The following is a 22,569-nucleotide window of genomic DNA, read 5'->3' on the forward strand; positions in this document are numbered from 1 at the left end:
CGGATCACGAGTTAGCTACGGAGCCGCGGGAGGCACTTCTACCTGGGGGGATCCCGCCTGATCGGGTGGCTGCGGAGCCGGGGCCTGACCCGCGGGCGGCATCTCGGACGGGGCCGGCGGCGCCGCCGTGATCGTGGTGGGCGGACCGATCGGAATGGTGATGCCCGGTGCGATCTCGATGGTCGGCTGGATGACGGTCTCCTCCGGGGCGGGCGGCGGACCGTCCTCCATCGGCGGCGGGGGCGGCGGTGCCGCCGGCACGCCTGCGTAGCCGCCGATCTCGGTGGGGGTGGGGAAGGTCTCGTTGGGCGTGCCCTGCAGGGCCCCGTCCATGGTGGCCTTCCAGATGTCGGCCGGGATGCTGGCGCCGTAAACCGGTGCGCCCCACTGATTCACCAGCGGCTCGTCGCCGCCGGTGGTGCCGACCCAGACCGCGGTCGCCAGTGACGGTGTGTAACCGACCATCCAGCCGTCCCGGTTGGCGCCGGTCTCGCCGAGCTGCGTGGTTCCGGTCTTGGCTGCCGACGGCCGGCCCCCGGCCAGGTTGTGTCCGCGTGACCACCCGGCGATGGGCGCCATCGCGGCGGTGACGTTGTCGGCGACCGCCTTGGGGATGCGTTGCTCACCGGTGTCTTCGGCGGTGTGCGCGTCGAAGAGCACCTGGCCGTCGGCCCGAACCACCTTCGCCACGAAGTGCGGCGGGTGGTAGACCCCGGAGTCGGCCAGCGTCGCGTACGCCGAGGCCATGTCGATCACCCGGGTCTGGTACTGGCCCAGCACCACCCCGCCCTCGGGCGGCCCGCCGTCCTGCGACAGGGTGTGCGGGACACCGGGGAAGCTCTCGGCCACCCCGGCCCGGTGCGCCGCGTCGGCGACGTCCTGCGCCCCGTTCTTGAGCTTGAGCATCAACCGGTAGTAGGCGGTGTTCAAGGAGCGCTTGAGCGCCTCGGCGATATTGCAGACCCCGCAGCTCTCGCCTTCGGAGTTGGTGATCTTGACGTGCCCGTTCTCCAGCGTCAGCGGTGAACTGTCCACCTGATAGCCCAGGCCGATGCCCTGCTCCAGCGCGGCCACCAGTGCGAACACCTTGAACGACGACCCGGTCTGCAGACCCGCCTGGGCGAAGTCGAAGCCCGCCGCATCCGAACCGCCGTAGTACGCGCGCACCCCGCCATCGCGCGGGTCGATGGACACCACCGCCGAGCGCATGTTGGGGATCTGGTCTTTGAGGTAGGTGGACACCGCTTCCTCGGCGGCAGCCTGGGCCTGCGGATCGATGGTGGTGGTGATCTGCAGGCCCTGGGTGTTCAGCGTCTGCTCGTCGATGTCGAACAGTTCGAGCAGTTCGCTGGTGACCTGACGCTGGATCAGCCCGTTGGGGCCGGTGGTGATGTTCTGGGTGCGCGCCAACTCCGGGGAGACCGTCACCGGGAACTCCTGCGCGGCGCGCTGCTCGGTGCTCAACGCCCCGGTCTCCACCATGCCGTCGAGCACCCAGCTCCACCGGTCCAGCGCGCCCTCGGGGTCGACCGCGGGATCCAGCGTGGACGGCCGCTGGATCAGCGCGGCCAGCAGTGCTCCCTCGGCGATGTCGAGTTGCTCGACGGGCTTGTCGAAGTAGGCCTTGGACGCCGCGGCGATCCCGTACGCGCCGCGGCCGAAGTAGATGATGTTCAGGTAGGCCTGCAGTACGTCGTCCTTGCGCCAGGCGCTGGACATCTTCGTGGCGATCACGAGTTCCTTGGCCTTGCGGACCAATCCGCCCATGCCGGCCCGCTCGGACCCGACGAGTGCGTTCTTCACGTACTGCTGGGTGATCGTCGAACCGCCCTGGGTGTCCCCGCCGAAGAGGTTGTTCTTGATCGCCCGGGCGAATCCCGACACCGAGAAGCCCGGGTTGGAGTAGAAGTCCCGGTCTTCGGCGGCCAACACCGCGTTGCGCACGTACACCGGGACCTGACTGATATCGATGTCGACGCGGTTGCCCTCCGGCGGAATGATCTTGGCCAGCTCCGAGCCGTCGCTGGCCAGGATCGTCGACACCTGGTTGGTCCGGATGTCCCCGGGCGAGGGCACGTCGGTGATGGAGTAGGCCATCGCGAAAGTGATCACCGGCAGCAGCAGCATCACCACCGCGGCGATGTAGCAGCAGCGCCGGATCAACCGCCAGTTCGGCCGGTGCCGCCGCAGCCACGCCAGCGGATCGGGCATCGCGGGCCGGTCGGCGTGATCGGAGGACGCCGGCTGCCGCGGCGCCCGCTCGACCGGTTTGTCCGGCGGGGGTTCGCGGCGCGGAAGCCTGCCGCTGAGTGCCTCGTCGCGCTGCCGGGGCGCCCCGTCGAGGGCCGCCCGCACCGCATCGATGGGATCGCGCAGGTCTGCGGTGACGGCGTCGTCGACCGGCGAGATGATCGTGGTCGGCCGGTCATCGGGCCGCGGTGCGGGCCGTCGGCCCCCGCCCTCGGAGCGCCGCGCCGGGTCCGCAGCGGACCCGTCGTCGTCGTGGCTACTCACTGGCGGTACGGGCTCCACTGCGCGCCGGCCGTCGACCGCGGGATCCCTTGGGCGGGCGTGCGATACCCAATACGTAGGACTTCACCAGATGATTCCAGCTGCAGGTCCGGCACACCTCGACCACGTGCACCGAGAACTCGGGGTAGCGGGTGGCCAGCAACACCAGTTCCTCGGCCGAACGCGCCGACCCCGACACCGCACCCAGGTGATCGCCGTACACCCACGACACCAGCGTCAGCTGTTCTTTGCGGCAGATGGGGCAGACCACCGCACTCTGCTTGCCGTGGAACTTCGCGGCCCGCAGCAGATACGGATTGGCGTCGCACACTTCGGAGACCCCGGTACGCCCGGAATAGACCTCGGCCAGCAGGGAACGGCGCCGGAGCGCGTAGTCCACCACCTGTCGCTGCAATCGCACGAGGACCAGAGTACGTCGGGTCCCCATGGGCCGTGGCGATCAACGCCCCTATCCCGGTCCACCGGTGGATTCCGGGCGCCACCGGGGGCCGATCTTCTACGATCGTCGCCGTGGCACTACGGCAGTCCCCGGGTACCCGGGCGAAAGACAGCGACCGCGACGACGTCTGCCGCGCCCTGGACAACGCCCTGGTGGAAGGCCAGCTGTCCAGTACCGAGCACCGCGAACGGATCGGTGCGGCGACCAGCGCCGTCACCCTGGGTGACCTGCGTGCACTCATCGGCGACCTGCAGGTCGAACGCACCCCGGGCCCGCTGCCGACGTTGGGCGAACCGGCGAGGCTCACCCTTCGTCACCGCATCCTCGCCGCCCTGGGCGTCCTGGGCGCCGCGGTCCTGGTGGGGATACTGCTCGGCTGGGGCCTGTACGGGAACACCACGTCCCCGCTGAGCCTGACCTCTGACCCCGGGGCCAAACCCGACGGTGTCGCCCCGCTGGTGCTGACCCCGCCGCGCCGGCTGCACTCGCTGGGCGGATTGTCCGGCCTGCTCGAACAGGCCCGGCAGAAGTTCGGCGACACGATGGGCTACCGGCTGCTGGTCTACCCCGACTACGCCTCGATGGACCGGGCCGATCCCACCGAGGAACGCCGCAAACTCGACTACTACTACCGGGGCGGCTGGGACGACCCGTCCACCTCGGCCCGACGCAGCGACGACGTGCTGGTGGACCTCGGCGCGTTCGACCTGAAGGCCGCGGTCGGGATCCTGCGCGGGGCGCCCGAGACGCTGGGGATCAAACCGTCCGAGGTGAAGAGCACCTATCTGATCGTCGATCCGGCCAAGGACCCGACCGCACCCGGCGGGCTGTCCCTGTCGGTGTACGTCTCCGGCGACTACGGCAGCGGCTATATCAACTTCGCCGGCGACGGCAGCGTCAAACGCATCAATTACCCGTCCTGAACTGCGCGTTTCCCTGCGCTGAACATCGGGCGAACACCCGGCACTTGGGTCCGGTTATATCGGCGCGATACTATGTCGCGAGCCGTCGACCGGTAGTAGCCGAATTCATCACAGGAGGTGACTCGAGTGCTTGAGCTTGCCATCTTGGGCTTGCTGCTCGAATCACCGATGCACGGTTACGAACTCCGGAAGCGGCTGACCGGTCTGCTGGGTGCGTTCCGGGCATTCTCCTACGGCTCGCTGTATCCGGCGCTGCGGCGCATGCAGGCGGCCGGAGTGATCGCCGAGGACGCGACCCCGACGGGAGCCCCGGTGCGCCGGGCCCGGCGGGTCTATCGGCTGACCGACGCCGGCCGCCAGCGCTTCAACGAACTGGTGGCCGACACCGGTCCACAGAACTACACCGACGACGGCTTCGGGGTGCACCTGGCCTTCTTCAACCGCACCCCCGCCGAAGCACGGATGCGGATTCTGGAGGGTCGCCGCCGGCAGGTGGAGGAACGCCGGGAGGGCCTCCGCAATGCGGTGGCACGGGCCAGCAGCTCGCTGGATCGCTACACCCGCCAGCTGCATCAGCTCGGGCTGGAATCCAGTGAGCGCGAAGTCAACTGGCTCAACGAACTGATCGCGGCCGAGCGCGCCTCGAACCCGGCCGCATCAAACCGGGCCGAACAACCCTGATCCGGCCCGCCGCATCGGGACACCACAACACAGCACGTCAGCAGTGCAAGCAGAAAAAGGAGAACGTCGGAAATGACTGAGCAAACGACGGAAGTGCGGGTCGCCATTGTCGGCGTCGGTAACTGCGCCTCCTCGCTGGTCCAAGGCGTGCAGTACTACCAGAACGCCGACGACAACTCGACGGTCCCCGGTCTGATGCACGTGCGGTTCGGCCCGTACCACGTCCGCGACGTGAAGTTCGTCGCCGCGTTCGACGTGGACGCCAAGAAGGTCGGCTTCGACCTGTCCGAGGCCATCTTCGCCTCGGAGAACAACACCATCAAGATCGCCGACGTGCCGCCGACCAACATCATCGTGCAGCGCGGCCCGACCCTGGACGGCATCGGCAAGTACTACGCCGAGACCATCGAGGTCTCCGACGCCGAGGCCGTGGACGTGGTCGCCGCCCTGCGCGAGGCCAAGGTCGACGTGCTGGTCTCCTACCTGCCGGTGGGCTCGGACGAGGCGGACAAGTTCTACGCCCAGTGCGCCATCGACGCGGGCGTGGCGTTCGTCAACGCGCTGCCGGTGTTCATCGCCTCCGACCCGGTGTGGGCCAAGAAGTTCGCCGACGCCGGCGTCCCGATCGTCGGCGACGACATCAAGAGCCAGGTCGGCGCCACCATCACCCACCGCGTGATGGCCAAGCTGTTCGAGGACCGCGGGGTCACCCTGGACCGCACCTACCAGCTCAACGTCGGCGGCAACATGGACTTCAAGAACATGCTCGAGCGGGAGCGGCTGGAGTCCAAGAAGGTCTCCAAGACCCAGGCCGTCACCTCCAACCTGACCGGCTCGCTGGCCGGCAAGGTCGAGGACAAGAACGTCCACATCGGCCCGAGCGACCACGTGGCCTGGCTCGATGACCGCAAGTGGGCCTACGTGCGCCTGGAGGGCCGCGCCTTCGGTGACGCCCCGCTGAACCTGGAGTACAAGCTCGAGGTGTGGGACTCGCCGAACTCCGCCGGCATCATCATCGACGCGGTACGTGCCGCCAAGATCGCCAAGGACCGCGGCATCGGCGGCCCGATCCTGCCGGCCTCGGCCTACCTGATGAAGAGCCCGCCCAAGCAGCTTCCGGACGACGTCGCGCGCGCCGAACTCGAAGCGTTCATCGTCGGTTAGGGCGCTGACCCAGGACATGACTGACGACGAGCTGGCCGGCCTCTCGGAGTTCGCGCTGCTGAGCGAGAACGCCGAGCAGGCCGGCTTCGACGGCCCGCTGCCCGGCGTGGAGCGCATCGACACCGACGGTGTCAGTGCGCTGCGCTGGGGTTCCGAAGCGCCGCGGGTGGTGTTCCTGCACGGTGGCGCGCAGAACGCGCACACCTGGGACACCGTCGTCCTGGGCCTGGGCGAGCCCGCCCTCGCGGTGGACCTGCCCGGGCACGGCCGGTCCGCCTGGCGCGACGACGGCGACTACTCCCCCCAGCGCAACGCCGACGCCATCACCCCGGTGCTGCGCGAACTGGCGCCGGACGCCGAACTGGTGGTCGGCATGTCGCTGGGCGGGCTGACCGCCATCCGGTTGGGGGCCAGGGCCCCGGAGTTGGTGCGCCGGCTGGCGCTGGTCGACGTCACGCCGTCGGCCCTGCAGCGGCACGCCGAGATGAGCGAAGCCGCCCGCGGCACGGTGGCGCTGGCCCAGGGCGAGCGCACCTTCGACGATTTCGAGTCGTTGCTGGCGGTCACCACCGCGATGGCCCCGCATCGGGATCCGGAGTCGTTGCGGCGCGGGCTGTTCCACAACACCCGGCGGTTGCCCGACGGCCGTTGGACGTGGCGCTACGACACCATCCGCTCGGTCGGTGATTTCACCGAACTGTGGTCCGACGTCTCGGCGATCACCGCGCCGACCACATTGATCCGCGGCGGCGACTCGGCGTTCGTCAACGCCGAGGACATCGCCGCCTACGCGCAGCGTTCGCCGGGACTGACCACCCACGTGGTCAACGGTGCCGGGCATTCGGTGCAAAGCGACCGGCCGCGGGTGCTGGTCGAACTGCTGCGGATGACGCTCGCCTGATATCGGCACCGCGTTTCCGGGGTTAAAGTGGCCGGATGGGCCACCGGATCCGGATCGCCGTTCAACTGCAGCCCCAGCACGCAACGCACTACGGCGCGATCCGCGACGCGGTCCGGCGCTGTGAGGACATCGGCGTCGACATCGCCTTCAACTGGGACCACTTCTTCCCGCTCTACGGTGACCGCGACGGCACCCACTTCGAGTGCTGGACCATGCTGGCCGCCTGGGCCGAGCAGACCTCGCGGATCGAGATCGGCGCGCTGGTGTCGTGCAACTCCTACCGCAACCCCGAACTGCTCGCCGACATGGCACGCACCGTCGACCACATCGGCGACGGCCGGCTGATCCTGGGCATCGGTTCGGGCTGGAAGCACCGGGACTACCGCGAATACGGCTACGAGTTCGGCACCGCCGGCAGCCGGCTCGACGACCTGGCGGGTGCCCTGCCGCGTATCAAAAGCCGCCTGGCCCAACTCAACCCACCACCCACCCGGGACATGCCCCTGCTCATCGGGGGCGCCGGGGAACGCAAGACGCTGCGACTGGTCGCCGAGCACGCCGACATGTGGCACAGCTTCGCCGACGCCGACAGCTACCCGCACAAGGCCGCGGTGCTCGCCGAGCACTGCGCCGCGGTGGGCCGCGACCCGGGCGGCATCGAGCACTCCGCGGCCCTGGGCGGCGACCAGACCCGCGGCACCGTCGCCGAACTGCTGGCCGAAGCCGACACGCTGACCGACCTCGGGGTACGCCTGCTGACCATCGGCGCCAGCGGCCCCGATTACGACCTGACCGCCGCCGAGGCACTGTGCCGATGGCGCGACCAGCGGTAAGGCTGGCGGCGTTCTTCGCCACCTGGTGGATGGTGGGCGCCCTGGCGGCGCTCCCGTCCGCCGGCGCGGCTCCCGATCTGTGTGCGCCGCCCGGGCAGGAGGCCGCGGTCGCATTGCCGGGGAAGCTGGCCAACGCCAAGCGGCCCCGGGAGGACAAATACACCACTGCCGGGGTGGTGCCGCTGACTTCGATCGACGTGACCCGGCTCGGCCTGGCCACGCCCGGGGTACTGACCGTCGGCACCCTCACCGAGAGTCCCCCGACGAACTGCATCACCGCGCGGGGCCGCTACAGCGGCTTCGACAACGAACTGCTGCGCGCGATCGCCGCGAAGCTGGGCCTGCGCGTGCAGTTCATCGGCACCGACTTCTTCGGCCTGCTGGCCCAGGTGGAGTCGGGGCGCTTCGACGTCGGCTCGGCGTCGATCAACGCCACCGACGAGCGCCGCCGCACCGTCGGCTTCACCAACGGCTACGACTTCGGCTACATGGCCCTGGTGGTCCCGGCCGGTTCGGGGATCACCGGGTTCGACGGCCTGGCGGCGGGTAGCCGTGTCGCGGTGGTGCAGGGCACCGTCGAAGACGCCTACGCCGTCGACAACCTGGGGCTGGAACCGGTGCGTTTCCCGGATTCGATCACGCTGTACGCCAGCTTGAAGAGCCGTCAGGTGGACGCCTGGGTGGCGCCGTCGCTGACCGCGCTGAAACTGCTGAAACCCGATGACCCCGCACAGATCGTCGGCTACACGTTCAGTCCGGCCGGCTTCGAGGCCTACGCCGTGGCCAAGGGCAATCAGGCGCTGATCTCGGCGCTGAACGCCGGGCTGGACGCCGTCATCGCCGACGGCACCTGGCCGAAGCTGTTCACCGACTGGGTGCCGCGACCGCTGCCGCCGGACTGGCAACCGGGCTCCAAATCGGCGGCCACCCCGCACCTGCCGGACTTCGCCGCGATCGCCGCCCGGCATCACCGCGCCGAATCGGACGCGTATGCGCCCAAATCCACTCTGGCGCAACTGCGCGACTCCTTCTTCGACTGGCAGCTGTACCGTGAGGCCCTGCCGGACCTGCTGAGGACCGGCCTGCCCAATACCGTGTTGCTGACGTTGAGCGGCGGCGCGATCGGCTTGGTGGCCGGCCTGGGGCTGGCGGTGGCGGGGCTCTCCCGCAGTCGCTGGCTGCGCTGGCCGGCCCGGGTCTACACCGACGTCTTCCGGGGCCTGCCCGAGGTGCTGATCATCTTGCTGATCGGGCTGGCGGTGGGGCCGCTGGTGGGGGGCCTGACCCACAACAATCCCTACCCACTGGGGATCGCCGCGCTGGGCCTGACCGCGGCGGCCTACATCGGGGAGATCCTGCGCTCGGGTATCCAGAGCGTGGAGGCCGGCCAGCTGGAGGCGTCACGGGCGCTGGGTTTCGGCTACCCGGCCGCGATGCGGCTGGTGGTGATCCCGCAGGGCATCCGGCGGGTGCTGCCGGCGTTGGTCAATCAGTTCATCGCGTTGCTGAAGGCGTCGGCGCTGCTGTACTTCCTGGGACTGGTCGCCGGGCAGCGGGAGCTGTTCCAGGTGGGCCGTGACTTCAACGCCCAGACCGGCAGCCTGTCCCCACTGGTCGCGGCGGGCCTGCTCTATCTGTCTTTGACCATTCCCCTGACGCATCTGGTGAACGTCGTCGATCACCGCCTGCGCCGTGGCCGGCCGGCCGACCCCGATGATCCGATCGAACTGAATCCGGCGATCTCGAGCCAGGAGATGACGTGACGGCCCCCGCATCCCGTGACCCGGTCTCGTTGGCGGCCAAGGGAATCGAATTGTCCTTCGGCAAGCATCGGGTGTTGCGCGGGGTCGATCTCGATGTTCCGGCGGGCACCACCGCCGCGGTGATCGGTCCGTCGGGCTCGGGAAAGTCGACCATGCTGCGCACGCTGAACCGGCTGCACGAACCCGACGCCGGTGACGTCCTGCTGGGCGGCCGGTCGGTGCTGGCCGACGACCCCGACGAGCTGCGCCAGCGGATCGGCATGGTGTTCCAGCATTTCAACCTCTTCCCGCACCGCAGTGTCCTGGACAACGTCACGCTGGCCCCGCGCAAGCTGCGGGGGATGTCACCGGACGCCGCCCGCGAACTCGCGCTGGGCCTGCTGGACCGGGTCGGCCTGCGCAACAAGGCGTCGGCGCGGCCGTCGGCGCTCTCCGGCGGCCAGCAGCAGCGGGTCGCGATCGCCCGGGCGTTGGCGATGCAGCCGCAGGTGATGCTCTTCGACGAGGCGACGTCGGCACTGGACCCGGAGTTGGTGAAGGGGATTCTGGCGTTGATCGCCGAGCTCGGCGCCGACGGCATGACGATGGTGGTGGTCACCCATGAGATGGGCTTCGCCCGGTCGGCGTCGGACACCGTGGTGTTCATGGATCGCGGCCGGGTGGTGGAGTCCGGACCACCCGATCGGATCTTCGCCGGCGCGGAGACCGAGCGGCTGCAGAAGTTCCTGTCCCAGGTGTTGTGATAGCCGGTTTGCCGACCCATCACCCCTAGTCGGGACCACCGGTTAGACTGGCGAACTATGACGGAGGGCACAGACGATACGCCGCAGGTGACGGCGATCGCGGAAGGCTTGCACCGTTCGCTGTCCAAACTCTTCTCGATCTTGCGACGCGGTGACATCAATCAGGGCACACCCACCGGCGAGCTGACGCTGGCGCAGTTGTCGATCCTGATCACGCTGCTGGACCGGGGCCCCATCCGGATGACGGAATTGGCCGCCCACGAGCGGGTCCGCACGCCCACCACCACCGTGGCGATCCGGCGCCTGGAGAAGATCGGTCTGGTCAAGCGCAGCCGCGATCCGTCGGATCTGCGGGCCGTCCTGGTCGACATCACCCCGGAGGGGTTGGCCAGCCATCGCGAATCACTGGCCAACCGGCATTCGGCGCTGGCGGCCATGCTGAGCAAACTCAGCCCGGAGGATCTGGACACCCTGACCCGGGCGCTGGAACCGCTGGAGCGGCTGGCCACCTGCGACGCGGTCGAGACCCGCTCGGCCGAAGACACCGACTGCGCCGCGGATTGCCCCTGATGCCGACCGCGTTGATCACCGGCGCCGGCGGCGGGATCGGTTCGGCGATAGCGGCGGCGCTGGCGCCCACCCACACCCTGCTGTTGGCCGGTCGGCCGACCGCACGCCTGGATGCGGTGGCCGAGGAGTTGGGCGCCACCACCTGGCCGATGGATCTGTCCGACACCGACGGGATCGAGGCGGCCACCGAGATCGTCGACGAACTCGACGTGCTGGTGCACAACGCCGGGGTGATGCTGCCCGGCGCCACCGGGGAGTCCTACCTCGAGGAGTGGCGGGCCACCTTCGAAGTGAACGTTTTCGGCGCGGTCGCACTGACGCTGGCACTGCTGCCCGCGTTGCGGGCCGCCCGCGGACAGGTGGTCTTCATCAACTCCGGTGCCGGGCAGAAGGTTTCACCCGGCATGGCGTCGTATTCGGCCAGTAAGTTCGCGCTGCGGGCGTTTGCGGACTCGCTGCGTGCCGACGAGCCGACACTGCGCGTCACCACGGTCTATCCCGGCCGGGTCGACACCGAGATGCAACGGGACCTGGTCGCCTACGAGGGCGGCGAGTACGACCCGGCCCGCTTCCTGCGTGCCGAGACCGTCGCCGAAGCGGTGGCCCACGCCGTCCGCACACCGGCCGACGCGCACCTGCACGAACTGGTGCTCCGGCCGCGCTAGATCACCAGGTTCACCAGCCGGCCGGGAACCACGATCACCTTCTTCGGCTCGGCACCGGCCAGGAACGCCTGCACCTTCTCGTCGGCCAGCGCCGCCGCCTTGATGGCATCGGAGTCGGCGTCGGCGGCCACCGTCACCAGTCCCCGCTTCTTGCCGTTGACCTGGACCGGGTACTCCACGGTGTCGGTGACCAGGTAGGCCGGGTCGGCCACCGGGAAGGGTCCGTGCGCCAGTGAGGTCTGGTGGCCCAGCCGCCGCCACAGTTCCTCCGCGAGGTGCGGTGCCAGCGGTGCGATCATCAGGGCCAATGGTTCGACGGCCGCCCGCGGAGCCCCGTCGCGGTGCTGCTTGGTCAGGTGGTTGGTGTACTCGATCAACTTGGCGGCGGCGGTGTTGTTGCGCAGTGCAGCATAGTCTTCCGATACCCCGACGATGGTGCGGTGCAGGAGGCGCAGCGTCTCGGTGTCCGGTTCGTCGTCGAGGACCCGGGTGTCGCCGGTCTCCTCGTCGACGACCAGTCGCCAGACCCGCTGCAGGAAGCGGTGGGCGCCGACGACGTCCTTGGTGGCCCATGGCCGCGACATCTCCAGCGGGCCCATCGACATCTCGTAGACCCGCAGGGTGTCCGCGCCGTAGGTTTCGCAGATCTCGTCCGGTGACACCGAATTCTTCAGGCTCTTACCCATTTTGCCGTATTCGGCGAAGACCTCGATCTCGCCGTCGGAGCCCGGGAGGTAGAACTTCCCGTCCCGTTCCACGACGTCTGCCGCGGGCACATACGAGCCGCGGGCGTCGGTGTAGGCGGCGGCCTGGATGTAGCCCTGGTTGACCAGGCGGCGGTACGGCTCGCGGGAACTGACGTGCCCGAGGTCGTAGAGCACCTTGTGCCAGAACCGGGAGTACAGCAGGTGCAGCACCGCGTGTTCGACGCCGCCGACGTAGAGATCCACCCCGCCGGGATCGTCGGGCCCGTGCTCGGCAGGCCGCGGGCCCATCCAGTACGCCTCGTTCTCCGGGGCGCAGAACCGTTCGCTGTTGTGCGGGTCGGTGTAACGCAGTTCGTACCAGGAACTTCCGGCCCATTGCGGCATGACGTTGGTGTCGCGGGTGTAGGACTTCAGGCCGTCGCCGAGATCCAGTTCGACGTGCACCCAGTCGGTGGCCTTGGCCAGCGGCGGCGACGGCTCACTGTCCGCGTCGTCGGGATCGAACAGCACCGGCGAGTAGTCCTGCACCTCGGGCAGTTCGACCGGCAGCGCGGCCGAGTCCAGCGCGTGCGCGCGCCCGTCGGCGTCGTAGACGATCGGGAAGGGTTCGCCCCAGTACCGTTGCCGGGCGAAAAGCCAGTCCCGCAACTTGTATTCGATGCGCGCCCAGCCGCGGCCCTCGGCCTCCAGCCGACGTGTCATGGCCTCCTTGGCATCGCCGACGCTCATGCCGTCCAGCGGGCCGGAGTTGACCAGGGTGCCGTCGCCGGCATAGGCGGACTCCGAAATGTCGCCACCGGCGATGACTTCCACGACGGGAAGCCCGAATTCCGCGGCGAACTCCCAGTCCCGCTGGTCGTGGCCGGGCACCGCCATGATCGCGCCGGTGCCGTAGCCGGCCAGCACGTAGTCGGCGATGAAGATCGGCACCTGCTGCCCGTTCGCCGGGTTGGTGGCGTAACTGCCCAGGAACACACCGGTTTTGGCTTTGTTCTCCTGGCGTTCCAGGTCGGATTTCGCCGCGATCGCCTTGCGGTAGTCGGCGACCGCCGCGGCGGGACTGGCCGCGCCGAACGTCCAACGGGGGTCGACTCCGGCCGGCCACGCGTCGACGGTCAGCCGGTCGACCAGCTCGTGCTCGGGTGCCAGCACCAGGTAGCTGGCGCCGAACAGCGTGTCGGGGCGGGTGGTGAACACCTCGATGTCGGCGTCGGCACCGTCGGTGGTGGTCGCGGCGAACAGCGCCGCCGCACCGGTGGAACGCCCGATCCAGTTGCGCTGCATGGTCTTGACCTTCTCCGGCCAGTCCAGCACGTCGAGGTCGTCGAGCAGGCGATCCGAGTAGGCGGTGATGCGCATCATCCACTGCCGCAACCGCTTCCGGAACACCGGGAAGTTGCCGCGGTCGCTGCGGCCGTCGGCGGTGACCTCCTCGTTGGCGAGCACGGTGCCCAGCCCGGGGCACCAGTTGACCATCGAATCGGAGCGGTAGACCAGTCGGTAGCCGTCGATGACGTCGGCGCGTTCACCGGCCGACAGCGCCGACCAGTCCCGGCCGTCCTCGAGGGTGCGGGTTCCGGCGTCGAGTTCGGCGATCAGGTCCGCGATCGGGCGCGCCCGCTGCGCGGTGGTGTCGAACCAGGCGTTGTAGATCTGCAGGAAGATCCACTGGGTCCAGGTGTAGAAGTCGACGTCGGTGGTGGAGAAGCTCCGGCGGCGGTCGTGTCCGAGACCGAGCCGACGCAGTTGCCGGCGGAAGTTCTCGATATTGGCCTCGGTGCGGATCCGCGGGTGGGTGCCGGTCTGCACCGCGTACTGCTCGGCGGGCAGACCGAACGCGTCGAAACCCAACGCGTGCAGCACATTGTGGCCGGTCATCCGGAAGTAGCGCGCGTAGACGTCGGTGGCGATATAGCCCAGCGGGTGCCCGACATGCAGGCCGTCGCCGGACGGGTAGGGGAACATGTCCTGGACGAACACCTTGTCCGCGGGCACCGTCGAGCCGTCCGTGGGTGCCAACGAGCCGACCGGGTTGGCGACGTCGAACGTGCCCGCCTGCTCCCAGTGGTCCTGCCAAGCGCCTTCGATGCGCCCGGCGAGCGTCGCGGTGTAGCGATGCCGGGGTGCGGTGTCGCCGGATGCCTGGGTGGTCGGGGCTTCGTTCACCTCAACAGGGTAAAGGGCGCGCTGAGCGGGTCCGCTCGCCACAGCTTGGTATCGGTTGGATTGCGGCTCGATGAGGGCTTCGTTCCAGGTCGGTTGCAGCGCTAGCGGGGCGCCTCACCTGCTGGATACCGTCAATCCACGGCCGCTCAGCGCCGCTCGGCCAGTCCTGGAAGGACCTCTGGAGATGACGAACACCGTGCGTCGATGGCAGCTCGTGGCGAGCTGCGCCGCCATCGCGGCAGCGGGCCTGGGCGCGATACCCACCGCGGCCGCCGACCCGTCGGTCCCCGGACCGACGAACCCGTACGGGCCGGCCGCCCAGGCCGCGGCGGTGCCGGTCACCGCGCCGCTGCCCGCGGCGCCGCGCCCCATGGCACCACTGCCCGCTCCCCTCCCGCGGGCCGCCGACGCCCCGGCTCCCCCGAGCGCGGCGCTGCCGGCGACGTCGGGCACCCTGCGGGACTACTTCGCGGCCAAGAAGGTGCAGTTGGAACCGCAGCAGGCGGCGGGCTTCACCGCGTTCAACATCACCCTGCCGATGCCCAGGGGCTGGACCCACGTGCCCGACCCCAACGTCCCCGACGCGTTCGCGGTGATCGCCGATCGCCGCAGCGGGTCGCTGTACACCCCCAACGCGCAGGTCGTGGTCTACCGCCTGGTCGGACAGTTCGATCCCCGCGAGGCCATCACCCACGGATTCGTCGACAGTCAGAACGAGATGGCCTGGCAGACCACCAACGCGTCGCTCAACGATTTCAACGGGTTCCCGTCGGCGGTGATCGAAGGGACCTACCGCGATGCCGACATGACGCTGAACACCTCCCGCCGGCATGTGATCGTCCCGACCTCCGACTCCGCCTACCTGGTCTCGTTGACCGTCACCACCGGGGCCGGTCGGGCGATCGGCAACGCGCCGGCCACCGACGGCATCATCAACGGCTTCCGGGTCGAAGTACCCGGGGTGGGCCCGCAGCCGCCGACCCCGCCGGCCCCGCCCGCGCCGCCGTTGCCGCCGGCCTCGGCGCGAATCCAGCACCAGGTGGGTACCACCGACTGACCGCGCGCTCGTATTGTGAAGCCCATGCAGATCATGGGTGTCTTGTGCCTGGTTGCAGCGGTGGTGTCGTTGGGGTTCGGCGTGCGCACCCTGGTGCGGCCGCTCACCGGTGACCCGGAACAACTGGTGTTGCGCGCGGTGGCCCCGGCCCAGATCGCCGTCGGCGTGATCCTGGCGGCCGGCGGTGTGCTGGTCTTGACCCAGCCCGGCTCGGTGGCACTGCTGGCGCTGATCATCTCGATCACCGGGGCGCTGGGCACCCTGGCGGCCGGTGCCTGGCAGGGTGCCCGTTACGCCGCCCGGCTCTCCGCTCAAGCGGCGGCGGCCCCGGCCGGCGGCTGCTGCGGGCAGGCCTGCGGTTGCGGGGACGCCGCGCCGGTGGCCGAGGCGGGCTGCGGGGCGGGTTGCGGTTGCGGGGACACCGCGCCGCCGCCGGAGCCTGCCTCCGGGTGCGGCAGCGGTTGCGGCTGCGGCTAAGACACCGGGGGCCGTCGCGGCGTCAGTTGCGGCTGATGTCGATCGGGTGGGTGGCCAGCAGCGACGTCGGCCAGGGCTGACGGCGCAGCGCCCGGCCCCACAGGTCGACCCGCGGCGGCACCATCACATCCGAGGGCAGCGCCGACAGCACGATCCAGTCGTCGCGCTCGATCTCCCCTTCGAGCTGGCCGATGGTCCAGCCGGCGTAACCGGCGAAGATCCGGACGGCTTCCACGTGCGGTGAGATGGCGTCGGGTTCGGCGTCCAGATCGACCATCACCATGCGCCCGTCGATGTGCCGCAGTCCGGGCACGCCGTGGGCTTCCGTGCCGACCCGGAGCAAGCCCACGCAGAGCGCGGCATCGCGTTTCACCGGGCCCCCGATGAACATCGTCTTGGGTTTGGCGGCCAGATCGGCCCACTGCGGCAGCACGTTGTAGACGGCGGTCTCGCTGGGACGGTTGAGCACCACACCCAACGTGCCGCCGTCGTTGTGTTCGACGACATAGATCACCGTGCGCCGGAACGTGGGTTCGAGCAGATCGGTGTTGGCCAACAACAGCGTGCCGGCCCGTACCCGGTGCGCGGCCGGCGCGACGAACTGTTCGGCGTCCTCGGGTTCTTCGGGTTGGGCCACGTTCCCATCATGGCACCCACCGAACCCATCCGTCCCGGCCTGTGCCGAACGTCGGGGCAATCCCGGAAGATTTGTACCCTGGTCTGGGGCCGGTGCCGCACCGCCGCCCGAGGCTGGAAGAGGTTCAGTGGTGGACGCTCGCGTACCTGCATCGCTGTGGCGGGCTGTGCGCGCGATGACCGAGTTCCGCCGCCTGCTGGAGTTGCGGGCCGCCAGCCAATTCGGCGACGGACTGTTCCAGGCCGGGCTGGCCGGCGCGCTGTTGTTCAACCCCGACCGGGCCGCGTCGCCGTGGGCGATCGCGGGGGCGTTCACCGTGTTGTTTCTGCCGTATTCGGTGCTGGGCCCGTTCGCCGGGGCCCTGCTGGACCGCTGGGACCGCCGCATGGTGCTGGTGGTGGCCAACCTCGCCCGACTGCTGCTGGTGCTGGGGATCGCGGCCCTGCTGGCCTACGGCGCCGGCGATCTCCCGGTGTTGTGTGCGGCGCTGATCGCCAACGGGTTCACCCGGTTCATCGCCTCGGGGCTGTCGGCGGCGCTGCCGCACGTGGTCCCGCGCGCTCAGGTGGTGACGATGAACGCGGTGGCCAGTGCGACCGGGGCGGTGGCGGCCTTCCTGGGCGCCAACTTCATGCTGGTGCCGCGCTGGGTGGTGGGCGCCGACGATCGGGGCGCGGCCTCGATCATCGCGGCGGTCGCCCTGCCGGTGGCGTTGGCCCTGGTGCTCTCGCTGCGCTTCCCCGCCCATGTCCTGGGGCCCGACGACACCAAACGCGCCATCCACGGCTCGGTGCTCTACGCGGTGACGACCGGCTGGCTGCACGGCATCCGGACGGTGCGTACCCGGCCCACGGTGGCCGCCACGCTGTCCGGGCTGGCCGCACACCGGATGGCCTTCGGGATCAACACCCTGCTGGTGCTGGTGCTGGTGCGGCACGTCGGTGAGCATTCGGTGGCCGGCCTGGGAACCACCGCGTTGTTCGTCGCCGCGGCCGGGGCGGGATCGTTTCTGGCCACCGTGCTGACACCGCCGGCGGTACAGCGGTGGGGGCGCTACGCCACCGCCAACGGTGCACTGGCGGCGGGCGCACTGATCCAGCTGGCCACCATCGGCCTGTATCTGCCGGTGCTGCTGGCCTGCGGATTCCTGCTGGGCGTGGCCGGGCAGGTGGTCAAACTCTGCGCCGACACCGCCATGCAGGTCGACGTCGACGACGCGCTGCGCGGCCACGTGTTCGCGGTTCAGGACTCGGTGTTCTGGGTGTCGTTCATCGTCGCGGTCGGTGCCGCGGCGGCGACGGTGCCCGCCGACGGGCAGGCTCCGGGCCTGATCGTGGCGGCGGCGGTGCTGTACCTGGCCGGATTGGCCGGCCACGCGCTGGCCGGGCGGCAAGGCGAGCCGGCGGGCATAAGGTAGCGGACATGGCCGATATCGGATCGATCGTCGCCGACCTGAGTGCCGAGAGCGACGAACTCGACGCACTGGTGGCGCCCCTGACCGACAGCCAGTGGGGGGCGCCCACTCCGGCGCCGGGCTGGTCGATCGCCCACCAGATCGGTCATCTGCTGTGGACGGACCGGATGTCGCTGACCGCGATCGTCGATGAGGCCGGCTTCGACGACGCGCAGGCCGCGGCGATGCAGAATCCGACGGGTTTCGTCGACGAGGCCGCCGCCGAGCTCGCCGGCCTGCCGCCCGCGGAACTGTTGGCCGATTGGCGGTCCACCCGGGCCGGACTGCACGAGGCCCTGCTCGGCGTCGCCGACGGCCGCAAGCTGCCGTGGTTCGGTCCGCCGATGGGCGCGGCCTCGATGGCCACCGCCCGATTAATGGAGACCTGGGCGCACGGTCTTGATGTGGCCGACGCACTGGGGGTGCGCCGGCGTGCCGGCGCGCGGTTGCGTTCGATCGCACACCTGGGGGTGCGGACCCGGGATTTCGCATTCACCGTGCATGACCTGACGCCGCCGGCGGAACCGTTTCACGTGGAACTGCACGCCCCCGGCGGCGGGGTCTGGGCGTGGGGTCCGGTGACCGCCGCGCAGCGGGTGACCGGTAGCGCCGAAGACTTCTGTTTCCTGGTCACCCAGCGGCGGGCACTGGCGGATCTGGATGTCACGGCCCACGGCGAGGACGCCCAGCGCTGGCTGGAGATCGCCCAAGCCTTCGCGGGGCCACCCGGCGCCGGGCGCTAACGGCTCACCACTGGGTGAAGTCGACCGCCATCACGAACGAATTCCACAGCGCCTCAAATGCATTCACCGAATCGCTGTCGATCATGTGGTAGACGGTGTCGTACGTGCCGACGGCGTCGGGATTCACGACCTCTGCCCCATCGATGTCTTCCTGCGACAGGCCCAGGTACCAGAGGTGGTCGTTGAACATGCCGCCCAGGCCCTTGCCGCCGTCCCAGTTGGCCCAGCCGTCCCCGGACAGTGACCAGACGTCGGTGGCGTACAGGCCGTCGGGGGTGGTCGCCCCCAGCACCGGCGGGGCGATCCCCCAGCTGACCAGGTTCTGCCGGACCATGGTCACCACCCACTCCGGCAACCAGCTCTCCAGCGACGTCAGGAAGGAGTTCAGCCAGCCGCCCTGCGACGACGCGCTGTCGCCGATCATCACCAGATGCAGTGCTTCGGGGGGGATGCCGGCCTTTACGAACTCCTGCTCGGCCAGGGAGACCACGACCGCGCCCTGGGAGTAGCCCAGGAGATACAGCGGGTCGTCGCCGTTGAAGCCGTTTCCGTCGTCCCACAGTTCGACGACCTGCTCGACCAACTGCTTCACACCGATGTCGACGGTGTTGGCCAGGGTGCTGAACGGGATGTACTCGGGGATGTTGACGATCCCGATCGGCTCGTCGTCAGGGTTTTGGAACCCCGCCGCGGTCAGGTACATCCCGGCCAGGTCGGCGTAGTTCTGGTTCTGCGTCGGGATGATGACCAGGGACTGGTCGGTCAGCATGTACTCGATATGCTGGGTGGCCGCCGCCTGGGCGGGAAAGTCGGCCGATCCGAGCGCCATCGGCGCAACAAGAAGCGGCGCCAACAACATCGCGCCCACGTTCGTCTTCTTCACGGGTACCTCCCAGCCCCTTGCACGTCACGCCGATGACAAGCCGCCTTATCGGCACTGAATCTTTACATATTTATGGGCCGGTACATAACCAAATCCGTCTGAGCGTTCACTTTCGGTTTCCGTGGCAACACCGTTCACCAAAGCAGTCGACGCTCGATGTTCACAGACCACCCTCCCACCAAAGCGTCGACAAGTCCGGTCGAAATCGAACGATTGTGCGTCTCCGGACGTGGACTTCGGCCCTATTCGACACCCGGAGCAGGGCGAATAATCCCCCGACACGGCATTTATCGGCGACCGGATTCTCACAGCACCGTGGCGCCGTCGGCGGCACCGTCACCGTCGGAGTCGGTGAGCTTGACGTCCCACCGCCCGTCACCGTCGGTATCGACGTAGGCGGTGCGGTAGCCACCCGCACCGTCGCCGATCAACACCCGGTCGGCCCGCCCGTCACCGTCGGCGTCGAGCAATCGGTCCGCGATGCGCCCGGTGCCGGCGAAATCGACCAACGGCCCGCCGGTGTGCTCCACCCCGTCGAGGCCGGCCCAGCGCAGCCCGCCGGAACGGTCCGCCGTGCTCGCCGCGATCCCGTGTCCCCAGGTGCCGGTGCCGTCGTCGGTGTAGTAGGCCGCCGGATTGCGGTCGGCATCGAAGTCCAGCAGCAGGTGGTCGGCCACGCCGTCGCCGTCGAGATCCAACAGCGCGTCGTCGCGCAGCCCGTCGCCGTCGAAGTCCAGACTCAACGCATCGGCCAGACCGTCGCCGTCCAGATCCACATCGAACGGATCGGTCCACATCGTCGCCGAGCCGTCACCGTCGCCCAAGCAGTAGTCCATACCCCGCTCAGACGCGGGGCCGGCGCTATCGGTTCCCCTGGGTCTCCCACCACGACAGCAATGCCGCGGTCGCCTCTTCACGGGACAACGGGCCCCGCTCCAGGCGCAGCTCCTTGAGATAACTCCAGGCGCGGCCGACCTGCGGACCCGCGGAGATGCCGAGCAGCGCCATGATCTCGTTGCCGTCGAGATCCGGCCGCACCCGCTGCAGGTCTTCCTGCTCGGCCAACACCGCGATCCGCTCCTCGAGCTGGTCGTAGCTGGCCTGCAGCCGTGCGGCACGCCGCTTGTTGCGGGTGGTGCAGTCGGCCCGGACCAGCTTGTGCAGCCGGTTCAGCAACGGGCCCGCGTCGGTGACGTAGCGCCGCACCGCGGAGTCCGTCCACTTTCCGTCGCCGTATCCGTGGAACCGCAGATGCAGATAGACCAGTTGGGAGACGTCGTCGACCATCTGCTTGGAGTAGCGCAGCTCGCGCATCCGCTTGCGGGCCATCTTCGCGCCCACGACCTCGTGGTGATGGAAGCTGACCCCGCCCTGGGCCTCGTGCCGGCGGGTGGCCGGCTTGCCGATGTCGTGCAGCAGCGCCGCCCAGCGCAACACCAGGTCGGCGTCGCCGTCCTCCAGGTCGATGGCCTGGCGCAGCACGGTCAGCGAATGCTGGTAGACGTCCTTGTGCTGGTGATGCTCGTCGATCGCCATCCGCATACCGCCGACCTCGGGCAGCACCACATCGCCCATCCCGGTTGCGACCATCAGGTCCAGGCCGGCGACCGGGTCGGCGCCCAGCAGCAGTTTGTCCAGTTCGGCCGCCACGCGTTCGGCGGTGATCCGGGCCAGTTCCGGCGCCATGTCCTCGATGGCGGCGCGCACCCGGGGGGCCACGGTGAAGCCGAGTTGGGAGACGAACCGGGCGGCCCGCAGCATCCGCAGCGGGTCATCGCCGAACGAGTCCTGCGGCGCGGTGGGAGTGTCGAGAACCCGGGTCCGCAACGCCGCCAGGCCGCCGAGCGGGTCGATGAACTCCCCCGGCCCGGCCGGCGTGATCCGGACCGCCATGGCGTTGGCGGTGAAATCGCGGCGCACCAGGTCGTCTTCGAGCGAATCGCCGAACCGCACTTCGGGGTTGCGGGTGACCCGGTCGTACTGGTCGGCCCGGAAGGTGGTGATCTCCACCCGCTGGCCGGCCAGCGCCGCACCCACGGTGCCGAACTCGATGCCGGTGTCCCACATGGCCTCGGCTCGTCCCCGCAGAATGCGCTGGACCTGATCGGGCCGGGCGTCGGTGGTGAAGTCCAGATCCGGGCTCGACCGGCCCAGCAGGGCGTCGCGGACCGAGCCGCCGACCAGATAGAGCTGCTGTCCGGCATCGGCGAAGATCTCGCCCAGGCCACGCAGCACGTCGGCGTGCCGGTTGAGTGCGACGGCTGCCGCCGTCAGCAGGTCGGCGTCGTCGTGGTGGGCATCTGGCACGTTCGATGAGCTTAGCGGTGGTCGCAAGCGCGGCGAAGCCGGGCGAAGCGGGCCGTGGCGATGTGCGGAGTCCGGCGAGGGAGGCCGGTCAACCCGCGTGTGCCAGCTACTATCGCATGGGTGTCGGCCGACGGCGGAGAAGCCAATTCGGGACGGCGCCGCAGGCGGCGTCGTGGTCGACGCACGTCCGGTCCGAAAACCGGGCACACCGAAACCACCCCGACCGACGCCACGCCCGGCACTGCCGCAACGCCGGCCCGCTCGGCCCAGCGTCGGCCCCGCGGCGTCCGGCACGGCCCGGATCGGCTGCGCACGGTGCACGAGACCTCGGCCGGCGGATTGGTCGTCGACGGCATCGACGGGCCGCGGGAAGAGCAGGTCGCGGCGCTGATCGGCCGGGTGGACCGGCGCGGCCGGATGCTGTGGTCGCTGCCGAAGGGACACATCGAGGTCGGTGAGACCGCCGAACAGACCGCCATCCGGGAGGTCGCCGAGGAGACCGGCGTCCAGGGTGACGTGCTGGCCGCTCTGGGCAGCATCGACTACTGGTTCGTCACCGAGGGCCGCCGGGTGCACAAGACCGTGCACCACTACCTGATGCGGTTCTCCAGCGGAGAGCTGTGCGACGACGATGTAGAGGTCACTGAGGTGGCGTGGGTACCGATCCGCGAGCTGCCGTCCCGGTTGGCTTATGCCGACGAGCGCCGGCTGGCCCTGGTCGCCGACGAGTTGATCGATCGGCTGCAGGCCGACGGCCCGGCCGCACTGCCGCCCCTGCCGGTGACCGCGCCCTGGCGCCGACCCCAGACCCATTCGCGGACCCGCCGGACTCGGACCGGCGGGCAGTCACCGGACCGGAAGAACGGTCGCGGGCTGGACCCGTGACCCGCGCGCGACGAACCGGCGGACGTCGCCTGCCGAGGCG

Annotated in this window: 21 protein-coding genes; 14 read left to right on the plus strand and 7 right to left on the minus strand. The window is 69.6% G+C overall.

Annotation, left to right across the window (positions count from 1 at the left end):
- Positions 1 to 15: 15 nt before the first annotated feature.
- A complete protein-coding gene (locus tag RCP38_RS19760) occupies positions 16 to 2,514 on the minus strand; it encodes a transglycosylase domain-containing protein (protein WP_416223207.1) in 2,499 nt (832 codons plus the stop codon).
- On the minus strand, positions 2,507 to 2,932 hold the full coding sequence (locus tag RCP38_RS19765; protein WP_308474593.1) for a DUF5318 family protein: 426 nt from the start codon (positions 2,930 to 2,932) through the stop codon (positions 2,507 to 2,509). Before RCP38_RS19765 ends, RCP38_RS19760 begins: the two co-directional genes overlap by 8 nt.
- Positions 2,933 to 3,042: 110 nt before the next feature.
- Between RCP38_RS19765 and RCP38_RS19770 the strand changes: the two genes are divergently transcribed.
- The 9 genes from RCP38_RS19770 (at position 3,043) to RCP38_RS19810 (ending at position 11,214) form a co-directional block, all read left to right on the plus strand.
- The gene (locus RCP38_RS19770) at positions 3,043 to 3,894 is read left to right on the plus strand and encodes a DUF1707 SHOCT-like domain-containing protein (RefSeq protein WP_308474594.1); all 852 of its coding nucleotides are present in this window, start codon (positions 3,043 to 3,045) and stop codon (positions 3,892 to 3,894) included.
- Positions 3,895 to 4,020: 126 nt separating this feature from the next.
- Positions 4,021 to 4,575 (plus strand): PadR family transcriptional regulator, encoded by a 555-nt coding sequence (locus RCP38_RS19775; protein ID WP_308474596.1) that lies wholly within the window; start codon positions 4,021 to 4,023, stop codon positions 4,573 to 4,575.
- A 72-nt stretch (positions 4,576 to 4,647) separates the two neighbouring features.
- Positions 4,648 to 5,739 (plus strand): inositol-3-phosphate synthase, encoded by a 1,092-nt coding sequence (locus RCP38_RS19780; RefSeq protein ID WP_308474598.1) that lies wholly within the window; start codon positions 4,648 to 4,650, stop codon positions 5,737 to 5,739.
- Between the two features lie 16 nt (positions 5,740 to 5,755).
- Positions 5,756 to 6,640 (plus strand): alpha/beta fold hydrolase, encoded by an 885-nt coding sequence (locus RCP38_RS19785; RefSeq protein ID WP_308474599.1) that lies wholly within the window; start codon positions 5,756 to 5,758, stop codon positions 6,638 to 6,640.
- A gap of 35 nt (positions 6,641 to 6,675) precedes the next feature.
- Positions 6,676 to 7,473 carry an LLM class F420-dependent oxidoreductase gene (locus RCP38_RS19790; RefSeq protein ID WP_308474600.1) on the plus strand — a complete coding sequence of 266 codons (798 nt, stop codon included), beginning with the start codon at positions 6,676 to 6,678 and terminating at the stop codon, positions 7,471 to 7,473.
- On the plus strand, positions 7,455 to 9,236 hold the full coding sequence (locus tag RCP38_RS19795) for an ABC transporter substrate-binding protein/permease (protein ID WP_373692406.1): 1,782 nt from the start codon (positions 7,455 to 7,457) through the stop codon (positions 9,234 to 9,236). Before RCP38_RS19790 ends, RCP38_RS19795 begins: the two co-directional genes overlap by 19 nt.
- Positions 9,233 to 9,979 carry an amino acid ABC transporter ATP-binding protein gene (locus RCP38_RS19800; protein WP_308474601.1) on the plus strand — a complete coding sequence of 249 codons (747 nt, stop codon included), beginning with the start codon at positions 9,233 to 9,235 and terminating at the stop codon, positions 9,977 to 9,979. The genes RCP38_RS19795 and RCP38_RS19800 overlap by 4 nt, the downstream gene beginning before the upstream one ends.
- A 57-nt stretch (positions 9,980 to 10,036) precedes the next feature.
- A complete protein-coding gene (locus RCP38_RS19805) occupies positions 10,037 to 10,549 on the plus strand; it encodes a MarR family winged helix-turn-helix transcriptional regulator (protein ID WP_308474603.1) in 513 nt (170 codons plus the stop codon).
- Positions 10,549 to 11,214: an SDR family oxidoreductase gene (locus RCP38_RS19810; protein ID WP_308474604.1), complete on the plus strand. Its 666-nt coding sequence runs from the start codon at positions 10,549 to 10,551 to the stop codon at positions 11,212 to 11,214. The genes RCP38_RS19805 and RCP38_RS19810 overlap by 1 nt, the downstream gene beginning before the upstream one ends.
- On the opposite strand, the gene leuS is transcribed toward RCP38_RS19810, so the two are convergent.
- A complete protein-coding gene (gene leuS, locus RCP38_RS19815; protein WP_308474605.1) occupies positions 11,211 to 14,087 on the minus strand; it encodes a leucine--tRNA ligase in 2,877 nt (958 codons plus the stop codon). The two genes, RCP38_RS19810 and leuS, sit on opposite strands and share 4 nt — an antisense overlap.
- A gap of 184 nt (positions 14,088 to 14,271) precedes the next feature.
- Here leuS and RCP38_RS19820 point away from each other — a divergent pair, with 184 nt between their 5' ends.
- Both RCP38_RS19820 and RCP38_RS19825 read left to right on the plus strand, forming a co-directional pair.
- Positions 14,272 to 15,144 carry an LpqN/LpqT family lipoprotein gene (locus RCP38_RS19820; RefSeq protein WP_308474607.1) on the plus strand — a complete coding sequence of 291 codons (873 nt, stop codon included), beginning with the start codon at positions 14,272 to 14,274 and terminating at the stop codon, positions 15,142 to 15,144.
- 24 nt (positions 15,145 to 15,168) lie between these two features.
- The gene (locus RCP38_RS19825; RefSeq protein WP_308474608.1) at positions 15,169 to 15,621 is read left to right on the plus strand and encodes a hypothetical protein; all 453 of its coding nucleotides are present in this window, start codon (positions 15,169 to 15,171) and stop codon (positions 15,619 to 15,621) included.
- A gap of 22 nt (positions 15,622 to 15,643) precedes the next feature.
- Here the strand turns inward: RCP38_RS19825 and RCP38_RS19830 are convergent, their stop codons facing one another.
- Positions 15,644 to 16,258 carry a YqgE/AlgH family protein gene (locus RCP38_RS19830; protein WP_308474609.1) on the minus strand — a complete coding sequence of 205 codons (615 nt, stop codon included), beginning with the start codon at positions 16,256 to 16,258 and terminating at the stop codon, positions 15,644 to 15,646.
- 175 nt (positions 16,259 to 16,433) lie between these two features.
- On the opposite strand from RCP38_RS19830, the gene RCP38_RS19835 reads away from it, so the two are divergent.
- The gene (locus tag RCP38_RS19835) at positions 16,434 to 17,675 is read left to right on the plus strand and encodes an MFS transporter (RefSeq protein WP_308474611.1); all 1,242 of its coding nucleotides are present in this window, start codon (positions 16,434 to 16,436) and stop codon (positions 17,673 to 17,675) included.
- A 5-nt stretch (positions 17,676 to 17,680) separates the two neighbouring features.
- A complete protein-coding gene (locus tag RCP38_RS19840) occupies positions 17,681 to 18,454 on the plus strand; it encodes a TIGR03084 family metal-binding protein (RefSeq protein ID WP_308474612.1) in 774 nt (257 codons plus the stop codon).
- Positions 18,455 to 18,458: 4 nt separating this feature from the next.
- On the opposite strand, the gene RCP38_RS19845 is transcribed toward RCP38_RS19840, so the two are convergent.
- The 3 genes from RCP38_RS19845 to RCP38_RS19855 form a co-directional block, all read right to left on the minus strand.
- Positions 18,459 to 19,337, minus strand: a complete 879-nt coding sequence (locus tag RCP38_RS19845) for a PE-PPE domain-containing protein (protein WP_308474614.1) — start codon at positions 19,335 to 19,337, stop codon at positions 18,459 to 18,461.
- 305 nt (positions 19,338 to 19,642) lie between these two features.
- A complete protein-coding gene (locus RCP38_RS19850; protein ID WP_308474615.1) occupies positions 19,643 to 20,173 on the minus strand; it encodes a pullulanase in 531 nt (176 codons plus the stop codon).
- A 25-nt stretch (positions 20,174 to 20,198) separates the two neighbouring features.
- The gene (locus tag RCP38_RS19855; RefSeq protein ID WP_308474616.1) at positions 20,199 to 21,644 is read right to left on the minus strand and encodes a CCA tRNA nucleotidyltransferase; all 1,446 of its coding nucleotides are present in this window, start codon (positions 21,642 to 21,644) and stop codon (positions 20,199 to 20,201) included.
- A gap of 120 nt (positions 21,645 to 21,764) precedes the next feature.
- Between RCP38_RS19855 and RCP38_RS19860 the strand changes: the two genes are divergently transcribed.
- On the plus strand, positions 21,765 to 22,529 hold the full coding sequence (locus RCP38_RS19860; RefSeq protein ID WP_308474618.1) for an NUDIX hydrolase: 765 nt from the start codon (positions 21,765 to 21,767) through the stop codon (positions 22,527 to 22,529).
- Positions 22,530 to 22,569: the final 40 nt, after the last annotated feature.

The sequence above is a fragment of the Mycolicibacter sp. MU0083 genome (genome assembly GCF_963378075.1).
In the GTDB taxonomy this organism is placed as follows: Bacteria; Actinomycetota; Actinomycetes; order Mycobacteriales; family Mycobacteriaceae; genus Mycobacterium; species Mycobacterium kokjensenii.